This is a genomic window from Photobacterium minamisatsumaniensis (genome assembly GCF_050336695.1).
In the GTDB taxonomy this organism is placed as follows: Bacteria; Pseudomonadota; Gammaproteobacteria; order Enterobacterales; family Vibrionaceae; genus Photobacterium; species Photobacterium minamisatsumaniensis.
On the sequence record NZ_JAKJSI010000060.1, the window covers coordinates 1 to 15,320 of the forward strand.

The 15,320-nt window shown below is 44.5% G+C and carries 13 protein-coding genes; 10 read left to right on the forward strand and 3 right to left on the reverse strand.

Annotation, left to right across the window (positions count from 1 at the left end; all coding sequences use genetic code 11):
* Window positions 1-174: 174 nt before the first annotated feature.
* Both L4D78_RS25660 and aroA read left to right on the forward strand, forming a co-directional pair.
* The gene (locus L4D78_RS25660) at window positions 175-837 is read left to right on the forward strand and encodes a hypothetical protein (RefSeq protein ID WP_428469560.1); all 663 of its coding nucleotides are present in this window, start codon (window positions 175-177) and stop codon (window positions 835-837) included.
* A 245-nt stretch (window positions 838-1,082) separates the two neighbouring features.
* Complete coding sequence (gene aroA / locus L4D78_RS25665; RefSeq protein WP_428469561.1) at window positions 1,083-2,363, forward strand: 3-phosphoshikimate 1-carboxyvinyltransferase; 1,281 nt, start codon at window positions 1,083-1,085, stop codon at window positions 2,361-2,363.
* Window positions 2,364-2,448: 85 nt separating this feature from the next.
* Here aroA and L4D78_RS25670 read toward each other — a convergent pair whose 3' ends face one another.
* Window positions 2,449-4,023 (reverse strand): ATP-binding cassette domain-containing protein, encoded by a 1,575-nt coding sequence (locus L4D78_RS25670; protein ID WP_428469562.1) that lies wholly within the window; start codon window positions 4,021-4,023, stop codon window positions 2,449-2,451.
* Window positions 4,024-4,549: 526 nt separating this feature from the next.
* Between L4D78_RS25670 and L4D78_RS25675 the strand changes: the two genes are divergently transcribed.
* From L4D78_RS25675 to gluP, 8 genes are all read left to right on the forward strand, one after another.
* A complete protein-coding gene (locus L4D78_RS25675) occupies window positions 4,550-5,917 on the forward strand; it encodes an ABC transporter substrate-binding protein (RefSeq protein ID WP_428469563.1) in 1,368 nt (455 codons plus the stop codon).
* Between the two features lie 54 nt (window positions 5,918-5,971).
* Window positions 5,972-7,282, forward strand: coding sequence for a carbohydrate ABC transporter permease (locus L4D78_RS25680; RefSeq protein ID WP_428458067.1), 1,311 nt, complete (start codon window positions 5,972-5,974; stop codon window positions 7,280-7,282).
* A gap of 8 nt (window positions 7,283-7,290) precedes the next feature.
* Window positions 7,291-8,115 carry a carbohydrate ABC transporter permease gene (locus tag L4D78_RS25685; RefSeq protein WP_428458066.1) on the forward strand — a complete coding sequence of 275 codons (825 nt, stop codon included), beginning with the start codon at window positions 7,291-7,293 and terminating at the stop codon, window positions 8,113-8,115.
* A complete protein-coding gene (locus L4D78_RS25690; protein WP_428469564.1) occupies window positions 8,115-9,209 on the forward strand; it encodes an ABC transporter ATP-binding protein in 1,095 nt (364 codons plus the stop codon). The genes L4D78_RS25685 and L4D78_RS25690 overlap by 1 nt, the downstream gene beginning before the upstream one ends.
* Window positions 9,175-10,653 (forward strand): glycerophosphodiester phosphodiesterase family protein, encoded by a 1,479-nt coding sequence (locus tag L4D78_RS25695; protein ID WP_428469565.1) that lies wholly within the window; start codon window positions 9,175-9,177, stop codon window positions 10,651-10,653. The genes L4D78_RS25690 and L4D78_RS25695 overlap by 35 nt, the downstream gene beginning before the upstream one ends.
* 3 nt (window positions 10,654-10,656) lie before the next feature.
* Entirely contained in the window at window positions 10,657-11,661 is a 1,005-nt protein-coding gene (locus L4D78_RS25700; RefSeq protein ID WP_428469566.1) for a LacI family DNA-binding transcriptional regulator, read from the forward strand.
* Between the two features lie 10 nt (window positions 11,662-11,671).
* On the forward strand, window positions 11,672-12,466 hold the full coding sequence (locus L4D78_RS25705) for an inositol monophosphatase family protein (RefSeq protein ID WP_428469567.1): 795 nt from the start codon (window positions 11,672-11,674) through the stop codon (window positions 12,464-12,466).
* A gap of 110 nt (window positions 12,467-12,576) precedes the next feature.
* A complete protein-coding gene (gene gluP, locus L4D78_RS25710; protein ID WP_428469568.1) occupies window positions 12,577-13,848 on the forward strand; it encodes a glucose/galactose MFS transporter in 1,272 nt (423 codons plus the stop codon).
* Window positions 13,849-13,915: 67 nt separating this feature from the next.
* On the opposite strand, the gene L4D78_RS25715 is transcribed toward gluP, so the two are convergent.
* Window positions 13,916-14,149, reverse strand: coding sequence for a hypothetical protein (locus L4D78_RS25715; protein WP_428469569.1), 234 nt, complete (start codon window positions 14,147-14,149; stop codon window positions 13,916-13,918).
* Window positions 14,150-14,285: 136 nt separating this feature from the next.
* Window positions 14,286-15,293, reverse strand: a complete 1,008-nt coding sequence (locus L4D78_RS25720; protein ID WP_428469585.1) for a bile acid:sodium symporter family protein — start codon at window positions 15,291-15,293, stop codon at window positions 14,286-14,288.
* Window positions 15,294-15,320: the final 27 nt, after the last annotated feature.

The window sequence follows — 15,320 nt, forward strand, 5'->3', positions numbered from 1 at the left end:
TTTTATAACCATCAATATAAAATACTGTATACAATGAATCTTTGCTCTTTGTATCATTTAAACAATTATTTATCCTGCTTACCTTATTAACACTTAACCTCAGCTAGCTCGAGAAGACATTAAGGCATATAATTTGATTAAGTATAAGTCTTGAGTTAATGCATGGATGTGTTTATGAAAAATCAATTAAGCACCGCAATACAGCTGTTGCTGGCCATTGCTATTTTTTACCTGGGTTACACCATTTACACGTTCACCAATACTATCAATAAAGTTGTCGACACCTACCCGAAAATGATGGCAGATATCAACACCACGGCGGATAAACTCGAGATTGAACAGTGGCTGTTACTGGCAAAAACCTTTGAATCACTAACACCCCAAGCTTTAATACTGGCTGACGACATCAAAACAACCATTAACGATGTTAATCAAACTGTTGCTTCAGTCGATCAAAAAATTCCACGATTATTAGATGAAGTAAAAGCTATACGCAGCGAAACCATTCCTTCCGTCATTCAAACGGTCGAAACTGTTAATACAACCACCCTACCTAATACGTTGGCTGAGCTTGAAAGCTACCGCAAAGAGATACTCCCTGCGGTATTAGTCGAAAGTAAAGGTTATCGGGAGATCACTATTCCCGCTGTCATTATCGAGTCAGAATACCTACGCCAAGACGTGCCAATCATTCTTGCGAAGACTGACGAGATTGTAGAAAAAAGCGAACAACTTACCCAACAAGCAACCCAAGGGGCAGTGAAAGGCGTTATTCTCTCGCCAGTAAACTTAATCCGTGATGCTGGAACAGAGTTGAGATCAAAAATTCAGGAATAACTCGTCGTGTTGTGTATAGAAGCATCAATCTCATTATTGAATACACCGATACAACTAGCGATAAAAATGAATTTAGCTTGGTGGTTCACCTACAACATGGTTCATCGGCAACTATTTTGATTAATAAAAGTATAAATAAAATGTCACAGAAATACGTTCTTAATCAAATACCCTACTATTACAACGGATTTAATAGCACTTTTATCGTCACAGATCAGTGCTAATGTAAGGAATAACCTGAATTGATGGAACATTTAACACTACACCCTATCGAAAAAATATCTGGAATCGTTAACCTCCCTGGCTCCAAAAGCATTTCAAATCGAGCATTAGTCCTTGCTGCACTTGCTGAAGGAACAACAAAATTAACTAATTTATTAGACAGTGATGATACTAAGCATATGCTTACGGCCCTTACTCAATTTGGTGTCGAGTATCAACTCTCTCACGACAAAACGGAATGTACTGTTCAAGGCCTAGGAAAACCATTTAATTGCTCTACTTCATTAGAGGTGTTTTTGGGCAATTCTGGCACATCAATGCGAACGCTGGCCGCAATATTATGCCTTGGCGAAGGCGAATACATTCTTACGGGTGAGCCTCGAATGAAAGAGAGGCCTATCGGCCATCTAGTTGATGCTTTAGATCAAGCGGGCGCAAACATTGAGTACCTAGAAAACGAAAATTATCCGCCTCTTAAAATCAGTGGAACAGGTTTAGTCGGGGGCAACGTTTCTATCGATGGTTCTATTTCGAGTCAGTTTCTCACAGCAATACTGATGGCTTTACCGTTAGCAAAAAACGATACCACCATTGAGATCCTTGGTGACTTAGTTTCCAAACCTTATATCGATATTACGATTCAATTGATGAAGCGATTTGGTGTTGAGGTTGAAAACCGTAACTACCAGCAATTCATAATAAAAAGTGGTCAAAAATATATTTCTCCCGGTAATGTTTTAGTGGAAGGTGACGCTTCATCTGCCTCCTACTTTTTAGCCGCTGCTGCGGTCAAAGGCGGTGAAGTACAAGTTACAGGTATTGGCAAGCACAGTATTCAAGGAGATATTCAATTTGCCGATGCTCTTGAAAAAATGGGCGCTGTGATTGAATGGGGAGACGACTACATTAAATGTCGTCGCAATGATCTCGTGGGTATCGATATCGATTGTAACCATATACCAGATGCAGCAATGAGTCTCGCCATCATCGCTTTATTTGCCAAAGGTCCAACAACTATCCGCAACATATATAACTGGCGAGTTAAAGAAACAGATCGTTTGGCAGCTGTCGCGACAGAATTAAGGAAAGTCGGTGCGAATGTAGAAGAAGGGCACGACTACATAATCGTTGAGCCAATGAATGATCTACAGCACGCTGAGATTGACACCTATGATGATCATCGTATTGCCATGTGTTTTTCGCTCATTGCACTTAGTGGTTCGGCTGTAACTATCAATGATCCGAAGTGCACCTCGAAGACTTTCCCGGATTACTTTGACAAACTTAGAAGCCTCTGTCAGTAACACTCACCTTCAATAAAGCTTCTCATTACAGGCATAGAGCTTAAGGCTAGTTCGCCTTAAGCTCTTTTCGTTCAAAAGCCGCTTCTTAGCCCATAATAATCGATTTATTAACACCCACTTCTGCAATGAAATCTTGATCATGGCTGACTAAAATAAAGGCCCCTTTATAGTCCCTCAGCACTGTAGCCAAAATTTGTTTAGACTCAATATCTAAATGGTTGTCTGGCTCATCAAGCAGTAGCAAAGGTGAATTCGCCACATGGCTAATCATTAGCATTGAAAGTTTCATTTTCTCTCCCCCACTTAAATGAGCCACCTTTCGATATACAGAGTCGCGCCTAAATCCAATGCCTGCCAATAGTGTCCGAGCGTCACTTTCTGCCAGCCCCTCGCAATTATTCATTAAGCTAACCAGCATTGTTTCGTTAAGCTCCAATAAGCCAAAATGTTGATCCAAATACACGGTGTCAGTGTGCAGTTTTATGACTCCGGTGTAATTAGAGCCAGCCCCTTGGATCGCTTTTAACAACGTTGATTTACCACAGCCATTACCCCCAGACAGATAGCCACGTTCGGCTTGAGAGAGCGAGAACGATAGCGCTTTACCCGAACCATACTTCAACCGACAGTCTTCAACCTTTAGCAAGGTACGCTTCTTTACGCAGCTTGATTGCTGTAAATACATGGCTTGAGGCTTTAACGTTTCCTTTTGTTGCTTCAACACCTGTAATTTCTCTTGATTACGCTCCAATTGATTCATCTGGTTTATCACAGCGGCTGCTCGGCTTTGCCCTGCTTTTTCCTTCATAGCATCCATTAATATTTTGGGCTGACTGCCAGATTTTCTTATTCTGTTTCCATGCGCTTCTCTTTGCTGCGCCTTTTCTTTATTTGCTTGCGCTTGGCGTTCAAGCCGCTTTTGTTCTGATTTAAAATGGAGAATCTGCTTATCTAACGCGTATGATTGGATAGATGATTGCTCGGAAAACGCATCATAGTTTCCACTGTAAAAACGCAGCCCTAAGCTTGTTAGCTGATAAATGCCGTCGACATGCCTAAGCAAAGTCCGATCGTGACTAATCAGTAATATTTTCCCTTCAAACCGCTGAAGCCGCTCGATTAACCATTGCCTCCCACCAGCATCCAAATGATTCGACGGTTCATCGAGTAATAGAATGTCTGCATCGGATTCGAACAATTGGTGTAACTGCAAAAGTGCCAGTTGTCCCCCGCTCAAAGTATGACAATAGGTATTAAGGTTCGACTCGATCTTGAGCGCTTTAAGTGTATCGAGTGTACGGGTTTCTATTTCCCAATCTTCTCCAACCACATCAAAGTGCGCTTGTTCACAGCTACCCTGCTCTATGGCGCGCAGAGCCAGGATCTTATCGTTGATGCCGAGAAAGTCTGCGATACGCTGATTGCTATCTAACAAGACAGAAGGTAATTGTGAATAAGCAGCGATCTTACCTTGGGACGACACAGAACCTTGACTGGGATGAATATCCCCAAGTAACAAAGAAAATAGAACCGACTTTCCGGCCCCGTTTCGCCCAACTAACCCTGTAATGCGGCAGTTTAAGCTCAGATCGAGATCTCGAAACAGCCATTCACCCGTATCAAGTTGGAATGACAGTTTATGTGTATATATTGCAGGCATAAAAATACCTCCTTTTACGAAAACAAGTAAAAGGGGTTGTACCTTTCTATCGACGATAGATTGGCTAAGCCGTTACTTAGATGCAAACACCGCGCACGAACGAATATTGTTCAGATACGGTATTTCTCTGATTTTCTGCAAGATAGAAATGACGAAGTAACGCCCACTAACCCCTAGTGTCCAAATGTTTATTGCTAATAAAATGGATGTCAGGAAGTTAGTACTTCATTGGCGCGTTAAATCCTATAGATATGATGGCGATGATTTTAACGATAAGGGTATGGAAGAGTCAAGATTGTCCATCTTTAGCTATATATTTCCATTTATATAACAGGAGCCACCTCCCTTATTATTTATTCACCAGCTGCATGTTTTCGCTCTTTTTGTTCACTTTTCTGTCACACACCTGTCAACTTCACATCATCTAACTGTCACTTTCCAAGCCAATAATGTGCAACATCGAATGTGTACACGTGTTCACATTACCTCTCTGTTGTAATTTGCCTTTATGTCTTGGAGACACGCAGTGATAAATTCTGGAATACCACATCGTGCATTGAAGCACAGCCTAGTGTGCCTTTCTCTTGCTTCTGCTGGCTTAGCTAGCGCAGCAAACTACGAAATCTCTGTTGTTGCTGGTGGCGCAGGTCCAAATGACCATTACCGTACAGATGCAATCGAGATGGCTGCTAACATTTTGATGCAAGAAGCCGATGCCGTAGGTGAAGAGCTAACAATCACCGTTAACAAACGTAACTACTCTGATTGGGATAGTTTCAAGCAGGCTGTTACCCTTGCATCAGAATCTGGCTCTGCGCCCGACATTGTAGTAACAGGTCACGTTGATATCGCACCTTGGGCACAATCGGGACTCATTTCACCGGTTGAAGATTATGTCGACATGGATGCATGGCCACTTAATAATTTGTATCCAAACCTTGTCGAAATGTCTTCTTTCAACGGTATGGTTTATGGCATACCCCAAGACTCTGAAGCCCGTCCATTCTTTGCGTGGAAAGAGTACCTAACTGGTATTGGCTACGATGACGCAGCAATAGAAGCCATGCCAGATCGCATCGAATCAGGTGATTACACCTTATATGACATGCTAGATGATGCCAAAAAAGCGCAAGACAAAGGCCTAGTCGCAAAAGGTTACGGCTTCTACCCTCGTGTGACCAATGGCCCTGATTTCTGGCAGTTTTACACCAGCTTTGGTGGCAAGCTACAAGATGCAGACTCTGGTCGCCTAATTTTCGATAAAACCGCCATGGAGAAAACCTACCAATTCTTTATCGATGCCGTGGAAATGGGCGTTACTCGTCGTAACCACATTGGTACACCTTGGGATCAATGGTATGCAGAAGTCGCAGACGGTAAAGCAGCCTTCTGGCATGGCGGCACTTGGCACTACTCTCGCTACACCGAAGCTGAAGGTCTCGACGATTTCTTTGGCAATGTACAGTTCAGCCTGATCCCATCGGGTAGTGCTGAAGACAAAGACAATGCAAATACCCTGACTCACCCAGTTGTTTACCTTGTTACTCAGCAAGACAACGAAGACAAAATGGAAGTCGCAGCCAAGCTAATTAAAATTGCTTCGGAGCCTCGAATTAATACGCTTCATGCCATTAAGTCATCTCACTTAGGTATAAGCCCAGAGCAAATGAATATCGGTTTGTACAGCAACGACCGCTGGGCAATGGAAGCAACTGAGCGTCTACTTCCTCACGCAAGCTCAATGCCAAACAACGCTGATTTTGGTTCATTTTGGAACATCTATTGGAAAGGCTTGGAAGCAAGCTGGACAGGCCAGAAAACAGCTAAACAAGCTGTCGCCGACGCGGAACAAGAGCTTCGCGGTACCCTTGGCAACGGTGTGATTATTCAATAATCCAAACCGTAATTCCCTCCGGCAGATTTGCCGGAGGGTAATAGAGAGAACACCATGAATCGTTCAAAAACACTAGGGCCAGTGATGATGGCACCCGCTCTGGTCTTTGTTGTCTTATTCTTTCTGCTACCCGTTGTTATGACAGCTGTATTCTCATTTACCAATATGAGTACGGCAACAGGGATCAGCAGCGGAACATACCAAGTAACGCCTTCAGCTCTTCGCAATCTGAGTGCCGATTACGGCATGAATGAGCTTGCTAACGAGCTAAAGGAAACCCGCTTCACCGTTGATCAAGCTGGCCTTGATACGCTTGCAGAAGATGATACCGATGCACGCTTTATCGCACAGATGCAAACAAACCTACTTGGGCAGTCATTCGATAACCGCCGTGAGCTAACACGTGAGATGCGTAAACTACGCCATAGTCCGCGTAGTACTCGTGAGTTGAATGGCATGGCCAACCAATTTCAGCGTTCGGTCGGTACAACACGATACGATACCAAAACCGACATGCTTACTGCCGTTAACGCAGCAGGGATAACGTTAACAGATACTGAAGCCGAAGCGCTGCTAAAGGCATCATACACAGGTTGGGTTTGGACCAAAGAAAACTATCAGCGTATGACGTCGCTGCCTGATACCAAAACAGCCTTGAGCAACACCATTGTCTATGTATTCACCACGTTGACTTTGTTTAATATTGGCTTTGCGTTAGTGCTAGCAATCGCCACTCACTACATGCCAAAAAATATTGCAGGCTTTTACCGTGCAGTTTGGTTGCTGCCACGTATCACCCCGCCAGTTCTATATGTACTGCTATGGAAATGGTTGGCATGGGACACTGGCTTTATTTCAAACCTGCTTGGTATGTTCGGGGTCGCATCGAAAAACTGGATGCTCGATACTCCAACCCATGCATGGACTTTCGTTGTCCTAATTAATGGCTTCGTCGGTGCATCAATGGGCATGTTAGTACTGTCTTCTGCGATTAACGCGATTCCTAAAAGCCATTTCTGGGCAAGTGAAGTCGACGGCGCTAATCGCTGGCAGCAGATCCGCTACATTATTTTGCCCCAGTTACGCTGGCCAATCCTATTCATGACCTGTTACCAAACGCTATCACTACTGGCTTCATTTGATTACATCTTGCTTGCAACAGGCGGCGGCCCTGGTGGCTCGACCGAAGTTTGGGCGCTGCGTGCCTTCCGCACAGCATTAAGTAATTATGCCGGCAACTTACAATACGGTTATGGCGCAGCCCTTGCCATGGTATTAGTAGCCATCGGTATAGTGATGTCTATCGTTTACCTCAAAATGTTTGGCTTCAAAAAGATGGTTGCCAAGCCACGTATCGAGATTTAGGAGGATTTATGTCAGATATCCGTACCAGTCGTAAATCTATCATCGCATTAGGTGTACTGAGTGCCCCTTTGTTGCTGATGTATCTGTATCTCATCATCGATACTTTCTCTAATACCGCACCGGGGGCGCTATTGCCCTACGAATTCACCTTAGAGCATTGGCGATTCTTGTGGGAAGACTTACCCGGTAAGCCAAATATTTGGGGCGTAACATTCAATACTTTTGTGTTCTCGGTGGTCTCAACCTTGCTGACGCTATGTATCGCATCGACTGCCGCTTACGCACTATCGCGGTTGAATATTCCAATGCGTAGCTTTTTCCTCGGCGGCGTGATGGTGTTGCACTCATTCCCAACGGTCACCCTGTTAATTGCGATATTTTTGATCCTGCAATACGTCGGCTTATACGACACCTTAATCGGGGTGATTTTGGTAAAAGCGTCACTTGAGCTGCCATTTGGTATTTGGATTTTAAAAGGTTTCTACGACTCTGTGCCATGGGAAATAGAAATGGCGGCCATGCAAGACGGTGCGAGCCGTTTTACCGTGTGGCGTAAAATCGTTCTGCCTCAAGTTGGCTCTGCATTAACCGCTCTGGGCATATTTTCATTCCTCGCAAGTTGGAGTGAGTTCATTCTTCCTCAGGTATTAGCGCCGGGTAACGACGCACAGGTTCTATCTGTCTACTTGGCTGGCTTAATCGCCGATGACAACAACTTTGATATGGCAATGTTTAAATCTGTCGGGCTGTTCTATGTACTGCCCGTGATCATTCTTTTCGCAATTTTCCAAAAACAGCTGATGAACATGTACAGCGGAGGCAATAAAGGCTAATGGGTATTCAAATTAACAACTTCACAAAAACGTTTGGGGATACCACCGTTATTGACAACCTGAACTTAGAAATTGGTTCTGGTGAAATGATCGCCCTACTTGGTCCCTCAGGCTGCGGAAAGTCGACCACATTGTTTGCCATTAGCGGCATCCACAAGATTGACAGCGGTAGTATTGTTTTTGCTGGCAAAGATGTCACGAAGCTACCACCGCAAGAACGCAATGTCGGCGTGATCTTCCAGTCATATGCGCTGTACCCGCACATGACTGTTGAAGAAAACATCGCATTTCCGCTGATGATCCGCAAAGAAAGCAAAGCTGAAATTAAACGCAAAGTCACCGACATAGCCAAGCTAGTTCGAATTGACAACTTATTGCACCGCAAACCAGCTGAACTGTCTGGCGGCCAACAGCAACGTGTTTCTTTAGCTCGTGCCATTGTACGTGAACCGGATGTATTGCTACTGGATGAGCCACTGGCCAACCTTGATGCCAAGTTACGCCTTGATATGCGATCTGAAATACGCCGTATTCAACAAGAAACGGGCATTACCGCTGTCTTGGTTACCCATGACCAAGTGGAAGCGATGAGTATGTGTGATCGTATTGCCATTATGAACGGTGGCAAGATTGTACAGGTTGATGCCCCGACTGAGATGTATTCCAACCCAGTAAATGAATTCGTTGCAGGCTTTTTGGGCAACCCACCCATTTCATTCATTTCTGGTGAGATTTGCAACAACCGTTTTATCAACGGCGAAGATGGTATCACCCTGCCGCTCGTTGAAGGGCACAGCGATAATCAAACCGTTAAAGTTGGCTTACGCCCAGAGCACGTCATTCTATGTAGCCAAGAAAACAGCAGCGAAGAAAATACTGCGACAGTGTGTTTCATTGAAAACCAAGGCCGTGAAAACCTCTATGACCTAAAACTACCCGATGGCAACATCATCCGCACAATCCAACCTGTACGTGATGACCTAAGCCTTGGCGATACTGTTCATTGGGCTATTAAAGCTAAACACATTCTAATTTTCGACCAACAAGGAGACCGCCTACATGCTGCGCCAGCAACGTTTAAAAAAGCTAGTTAATCGAGCTAATCAGTTTCCTCTTTGCATTGCCCACCGTGGTGCAAGTGGCCATAAGTTAGAAAACACACTTGAAGCATTTGCCTACGCCGCAAAACTCAACGCTGAAATGTGGGAAATTGATGTTCGCTTAACCGCTGATGGCATCTGTGTTGTGAGTCACGATGATAATCTCATGCACACCGCAGGTATTGATGTTGATATATCTAAAATGACCTACAAAGCCCTGCAACAGCATGTTTTGTTCAATGGCGAGCAGGTACCAACGTTCGAACAGGTACTTGCACTGGCAATCGACACCGATTGTGGCCTTTATATTGAATTGAAAGGTGAAGGGGCTGGTCTGGAAGTATTACGTATTCTTGATACACAACCGTACGAGAATATCAGTATTGGCAGTTTTACTCCTGGGTGGGTCGCCGAGCTGGATGAGCATAGCTGCCCTTACCCACTTTCGGTACTTGTTCGTGTGGGTGATTGCCCATTCGAACAAGCAGAAAAAGCAAAAGCCGATATGATTCACCTCTGCTGGGAGCGTGCTTCAGATACACCACATAAGCTCTTAACCCCAGCACTGATGGACAAGGCAAAAAGCCTGAACTTACCCGTCATTATTTGGCATGAAGAACGACCAAGCGAAATTGAAAAACTGATCAAGATGCCGGTGGTAGGCATCTGTTCAGATCTCCCTGAATTAATTACAGGCCATCGCCCAGATCCGAGTAACCCCATCGAATTGGTATTACACCGTGGTGCCAATGATGTCGCACCAGAAAATACTCAAGCAAGTGCGGTTATTGGTTATCGTATGGGTGCCAAAGTCATTGAGCTGGATCTCAATACCAGTGCCGATGGTAAATTGATGGTGATCCACGATTTAACCGCTGATCGCACGACCAGCTTGCAGGGCTTAATCCGCGAATTAGACAGCCACCAGCTAATGGGGAGCGATGCGGGAAGCTGGTTCGATAAAAGTTTTAAGCAAGAACACGTTAAGCTTTTTGCTGATTACCTTGTGCTCTCCGCTAACTTTGATGGTCAACTGTATGTTGAACTAAAAGAAGCAAATGTCGACCACGTTATGCAAGAAGTCATTCAGCACAATGCTATCGATCGTTGTTTCTTTTGGAGCTTTAACAGCGAATATCTCGACCAAATACGTACCCGCTACCCCGATGCAAAACTCATGAAACGCCGTCAAGATTTTGCTTCGTTAGAATTGCTCGTCGAAGCAGGTAAGCCCGCTATTATTGAGTATGACTACCTAATTGATAACTTAGACGAGTTTAGCCAGTGTCGAGACCAAGGGATCAAAGTGATGCTTCGCTATCCGGGTAGCGATCTTAACTCGTGGATTGAACTTATCAAGTTACAACCGGATATGGTTAATATCGATCATCCTTTTGCCTTTACCAAAGCCTACAAACTATGGCTGGCACAGGAGTAGCACTTGAGTAACGCCAAGGTAAAACAAGTCACGTCTGTTGACGTCGCAAAAGCAGCTGGGGTTTCCCGAGCCGCGGTCTCTCGGACATTCTCTAATAACGGCTATGTCTCAGAAGCGACAAAAGGGAAAGTACTTATTGCTGCGAAAGCGCTTGGCTATCGCGTTAATCACCTTGCACGCAGTCTAAACCGCCAGCGCTCTGACTTGGTGGGTTTAGTGGTGGCGGATATGGATAACCCATTCCGTAGCCAACAGGTAAATGATTTAAGCGAAGCAATTTTGGCCAATAACTATCGCCCTCTGCTGATCCCGACGGCAAAAGGGCGAGACAGCTCGCAGGTCATTGATATGCTTCTGCATTACAACGTATCTGGCGTGATTATTACCTCAGATACGCCACCTGCGGCTATCTATCAAAACTGTGCTGAGCATCAGGTACCCGTCGTACTCATCAATAAGCAAGATGAACACCCTTTTGTCGATCGCGTATTTTGCGACAACATCAAAGGCATTAAGTTAATTCTTGATGCCTTTCGAGAGAAGCAATGCCAGCATATTGTCGTCGTCAGCTCGGAAGCTAACTCCTACAGTATCCGAAAGCGTGAACAACTGTTTTGCCAATACGCCCAGCAAATAGGGCTAACGACAGAGGTCGTTTATCCACATACCCACTGTTATCAAGGTGGGCTAGAGGCCGCTGATACTCTGTCTCAATTAACCACTCAACCAGATGGTATTTTCTGCACTAATGATTATCTCGCATTGGGCGTCATTGATGGAATCAGAGAGACCCAAGGCCAAGATATTCTCGCCAACCTGCCAATCGCAGGCTTTGATGACATGCTGCAAGCTAAATGGAAGAGCTATCAATTAACCACGATCAAACAAGCAACAGATAAAATGGCGGCCCGCTCGGTTGAACTGCTTATCAGCCGAATTCAAAACCCAGAACAACAAGCCCGTACCTATCATCTGGATGTCTCTTTGATCCGCCGTGACTCACTGTAATGGAATAACAATGAACAACGAACTACAACAGCGCTATACCTTCGTTTGCCAACTCGCGAAAGAAGCAGGCCAGCTAGCCTACAACTACCAAAGAAAACTGATTAAAGATGGCCTGACTATTGATGTTAAAGGCCAACAAGATTTTGTGAGTGAAGCCGATAAAGAAACAGAAATATTTATTCGTCAGCAACTCACACAAACGTTCCCTCAAGATGGATTCTTAGGTGAAGAGAGCGGAGAAGGTAGTGGTCAACATAATGACGAAGAAAGCGATAACGATAACACCACCGGTATCTGGGTCGTTGACCCGATTGACGGCACAACCAATTTTCTTCGCAAACAGCCAATGTGGTGTGTTTCTATCGCCTACTTAGTTGATGGGGTACCTGTCATTGGTGCAATTTACGACCCTTGCCATGACGAGCTGTTTTCTGCACTACACGGCGAAGGGGCATGGCTTAATGAGCAGCCTCTCAAAGTCAACCAAGGTAGCAATGACATGGTCGGTTTAGTTAATCTGGGGTATTCCGCCAAAATGCCTCTCGATACTTACCTCACGACCATGAAACGATTGCTGGATCATGGCATCGAACATCGCCGCCATGGTTCAGCGGCCCTCGGTTTAGCGCATGTTGCTGCTGGTCGTTTCGATGGCTATCGTGAAGATTTTCTTAACGCATGGGACATTATGGCTGGTGTTGTGATCCTTCAAGAAGCAAGTGCTGACGTTATCCTCAATGAAGTCTCAGGTGGTTATGCTATTCAAGCCAGCATCCCCGCATTAACCGACTTACTTAAGGGCTAAAGTTTAAAGGCTAAAGTTCATCAGTAAACCTAGATATTCATGGTGCCGGCAATAAGCACATTGCTTGGTCGCCATGAATTGCTGTTCATTTCATTCTCGGCTCTACATCCATGAAAATAAAACCAACACTAAACCACACGCATAGCTTGTGGTTAATCAGTCTTGTTCCTTTAATATGGGGAATGCTGACCGCAACAACCAACCTGCTTGTACCCTATTTAAAAGACGTTTATTCACTTAGCTATACCCAGTCTATTTGGGTACAGGTCATCTTCTCTTCGACCCCCATTTTAGCTAGCCTTCCTACCGCAGCGCTTATAGGTCGAATCGGCTTTAAATCAAGTTTACAGCTCTCGTTAATATGCTCCGCTCTTGGTTGTTTGCTTATACTGCCAGCAGGTGCGTATGCCTCTTACACAGCAACATTAGTGGCAATTTCTGTAGTCGCCGTAGCCGTTACCGCCTTACAAGTCGTTACGAACCCGATAATTGCTGATCTTGGTCCTGAAGCTGGCGCTTCACAACGCCTCACATTTAGTTCAACCGTTAACGCGCTTGGCGTCACACTTGCCCCCATGCTTGCAGCCGGTTTTTTATTCCGTAGCTATGAACAAACAACAGCTGAGCAAGCCAACAACGTCCTGATCCCCTTCATCAGCTTGACTGTACTCGTGACTATCATGAGTTTCGCACTAAGAAAAATGCCTATTGCCTATCCTGCAATGCCAGCGACGAGGCACTCGAATGACCCGTCAAAGCCAAATCGCATTATGGCGATAAAGCAGCGCCATTTCTGGCTCGGGGTAATTGCGATATTCTGTTATACCGGTGCAGAAGTAAGCACTGGTACTTTTCTCATTAGTTACCTGAGTAATGCGGGTGGCATGAGCTTTGCGGAAGCCAGTCGCTACATCGCGATTTATTGGGCAGGGGCAATGATCGGCCGCCTGATCGGCACTGTCTTATTTCTTAAAATTAATGCCCGCAAAATATTAATCTTGAACACAGTGCTTGCGGCTTGTTTTGCCTTAACAGCTATTCTACTCCCAAGTAGAAGCGGTGGGCTCTTGCTGGTATCACTAGGACTTTGCCATTCCATCATGTATCCGGTGATATTCTCACTCGCGGTTAAAAACCTTGGGGATAACATGGCGAAAGCAACGGGTATCTTGGTGATGGCAGGGTGTGGCGGAGCAATATTGCCCTTTGCCCAAGCCTTGCTCGCAGATCGCCTATTCATTGCCGATACCTTCTGGCTTGGCTTTGGGTGCTACGCGTTCATTTTATTTTATGCCACCGTCGGGTTTCGTGTCTCCGCTAGCGGTTCAACTAAAAGTAATAGCACTACAGTTATGCAAACTCACCAGATTGACTTGAAATAAAATCTACAAATAAAACGGCAAGAGCCCGCTTTATCGCGGGCTCTATCAATATAACCTTTTCAAACAATCAACGATGCTGCTTACTTTCTTTAATTGGTTGATAAATATACTTATAACCCACTCTGAAAATTTGAATGATGATCACCGCCTGCATCAAAAAAGAGCTTACATAATGGAAATATTCACCGACGGGGTAAAACTGATTCTCTAGTGAAATCGTGGCCATCACCATCCCAGCGAGGATCAACACAGTAATCACCACGTTAAAGGCAATCATAAAAAGGTTTTTTATAATATTCATAAACTTACCAATATAACACCAATACTTAGCAGCTAGTATTCTATTACCTACAAAATAAAAAACACCATTTTATATTTAAAAGCATTTTAGTGCAAACCTCTCAATACTTACCTTTTAAGCAACGACCATAACCGTATTACTCTCTTTTCTCTTTTGCATAGCGGTTCGCCAAAATCGCACAGTAAAAAATCTGAATTTGATGGTAGAACATAATGGGCAGCAGCATCATGCCTATCATTGGATTTGCACCAAATATTACTTTTGCCATGGGTACACCCGCTGCCAGTGTTTTCTTGGTACCACAAAACACTGCAGCAATTTCGTCTTCACGACTAAAGCCAGCACGACGAGCAAACCACTGCATACTATGTACGACTACCAGCAAAATCACGGTAGTAAGTGCTAACGTCAGTAACAATGTCGAAAGCGCGAAATCTTGCCATATTCCATCAACCACTGAATCACTAAATGCGTTGAACACAATCATCAAAATGACCCACTTATCGATTTTATTGATGATGGCTTTATGTCTCTCCAGTGTCTTCATTAGGGCTGAACGTGCTAGTTGACCCAGTACCATTGGCAACAACAGCATGATTGCGATAGATTTGACCGTTGCTAGAATGTCCATTTGCACGCCTTCCATACCCATGAAAACTTGGATAAGAAGCGGCGTGATCACGACACCCAGCAAACTCGATAATGAAGCATTAAAGATCGCACCCGGAATATTACCTTTGGCGACACTGGTCATCGCTACCGAAGAGGAGATAGTGCTTGGCAAAACAAACAGGTAACAGAAACCAAATGCCAGTGCGGCAGGCATCATGGCATGAAATGCTGAGCCAAAGATAAGCCATAGCAGAGGGTAAGCAATAAACGTAGCACTCTGAACAAATAGGTGTAATTTCCAGTTTTTCACCCCTTGCTTAATCGCTTGAGGCGATAGCCCTACCCCATGTAAGAAGAATACTAATGCAATACCTAGCGCGGTTACTTTATCAAGGTGTAATAAACCGTTTGTTTGCCCAACCATGGGCATAATAACAGCCAGTACGATTGCCATTAACATACCGCTTAAAAACCATTCTTTCTTAAAATACTTAACTATCTTACCTAGCACTCTGCACCTACTTGTGATCATATTGTGCCAACGTGTCCCTGACGGCAG

Bases quoted from the DNA above. Each gene is read 5' to 3' on its own strand.
- L4D78_RS25660 (WP_428469560.1), top strand. From the start codon at position 175: ATGAAAAATCAATTAAGCACCGCAATACAGCTGTTGCTGGCCATTGCT.
- aroA (WP_428469561.1), top strand. From the start codon at position 1,083: ATGGAACATTTAACACTACACCCTATCGAAAAAATATCTGGAATCGTT.
- L4D78_RS25670 (WP_428469562.1), bottom strand. From the start codon at position 4,023: ATGCCTGCAATATATACACATAAACTGTCATTCCAACTTGATACGGGT.
- L4D78_RS25680 (WP_428458067.1), top strand. From the start codon at position 5,972: ATGAATCGTTCAAAAACACTAGGGCCAGTGATGATGGCACCCGCTCTG.
- L4D78_RS25685 (WP_428458066.1), top strand. From the start codon at position 7,291: ATGTCAGATATCCGTACCAGTCGTAAATCTATCATCGCATTAGGTGTA.
- L4D78_RS25690 (WP_428469564.1), top strand. From the start codon at position 8,115: ATGGGTATTCAAATTAACAACTTCACAAAAACGTTTGGGGATACCACC.
- L4D78_RS25695 (WP_428469565.1), top strand. From the start codon at position 9,175: ATGCTGCGCCAGCAACGTTTAAAAAAGCTAGTTAATCGAGCTAATCAG.
- L4D78_RS25705 (WP_428469567.1), top strand. From the start codon at position 11,672: ATGAACAACGAACTACAACAGCGCTATACCTTCGTTTGCCAACTCGCG.
- gluP (WP_428469568.1), top strand. From the start codon at position 12,577: ATGAAAATAAAACCAACACTAAACCACACGCATAGCTTGTGGTTAATC.
- L4D78_RS25715 (WP_428469569.1), bottom strand. From the start codon at position 14,149: ATGAATATTATAAAAAACCTTTTTATGATTGCCTTTAACGTGGTGATT.
- L4D78_RS25720 (WP_428469585.1), bottom strand. From the start codon at position 15,293: ATGATCACAAGTAGGTGCAGAGTGCTAGGTAAGATAGTTAAGTATTTT.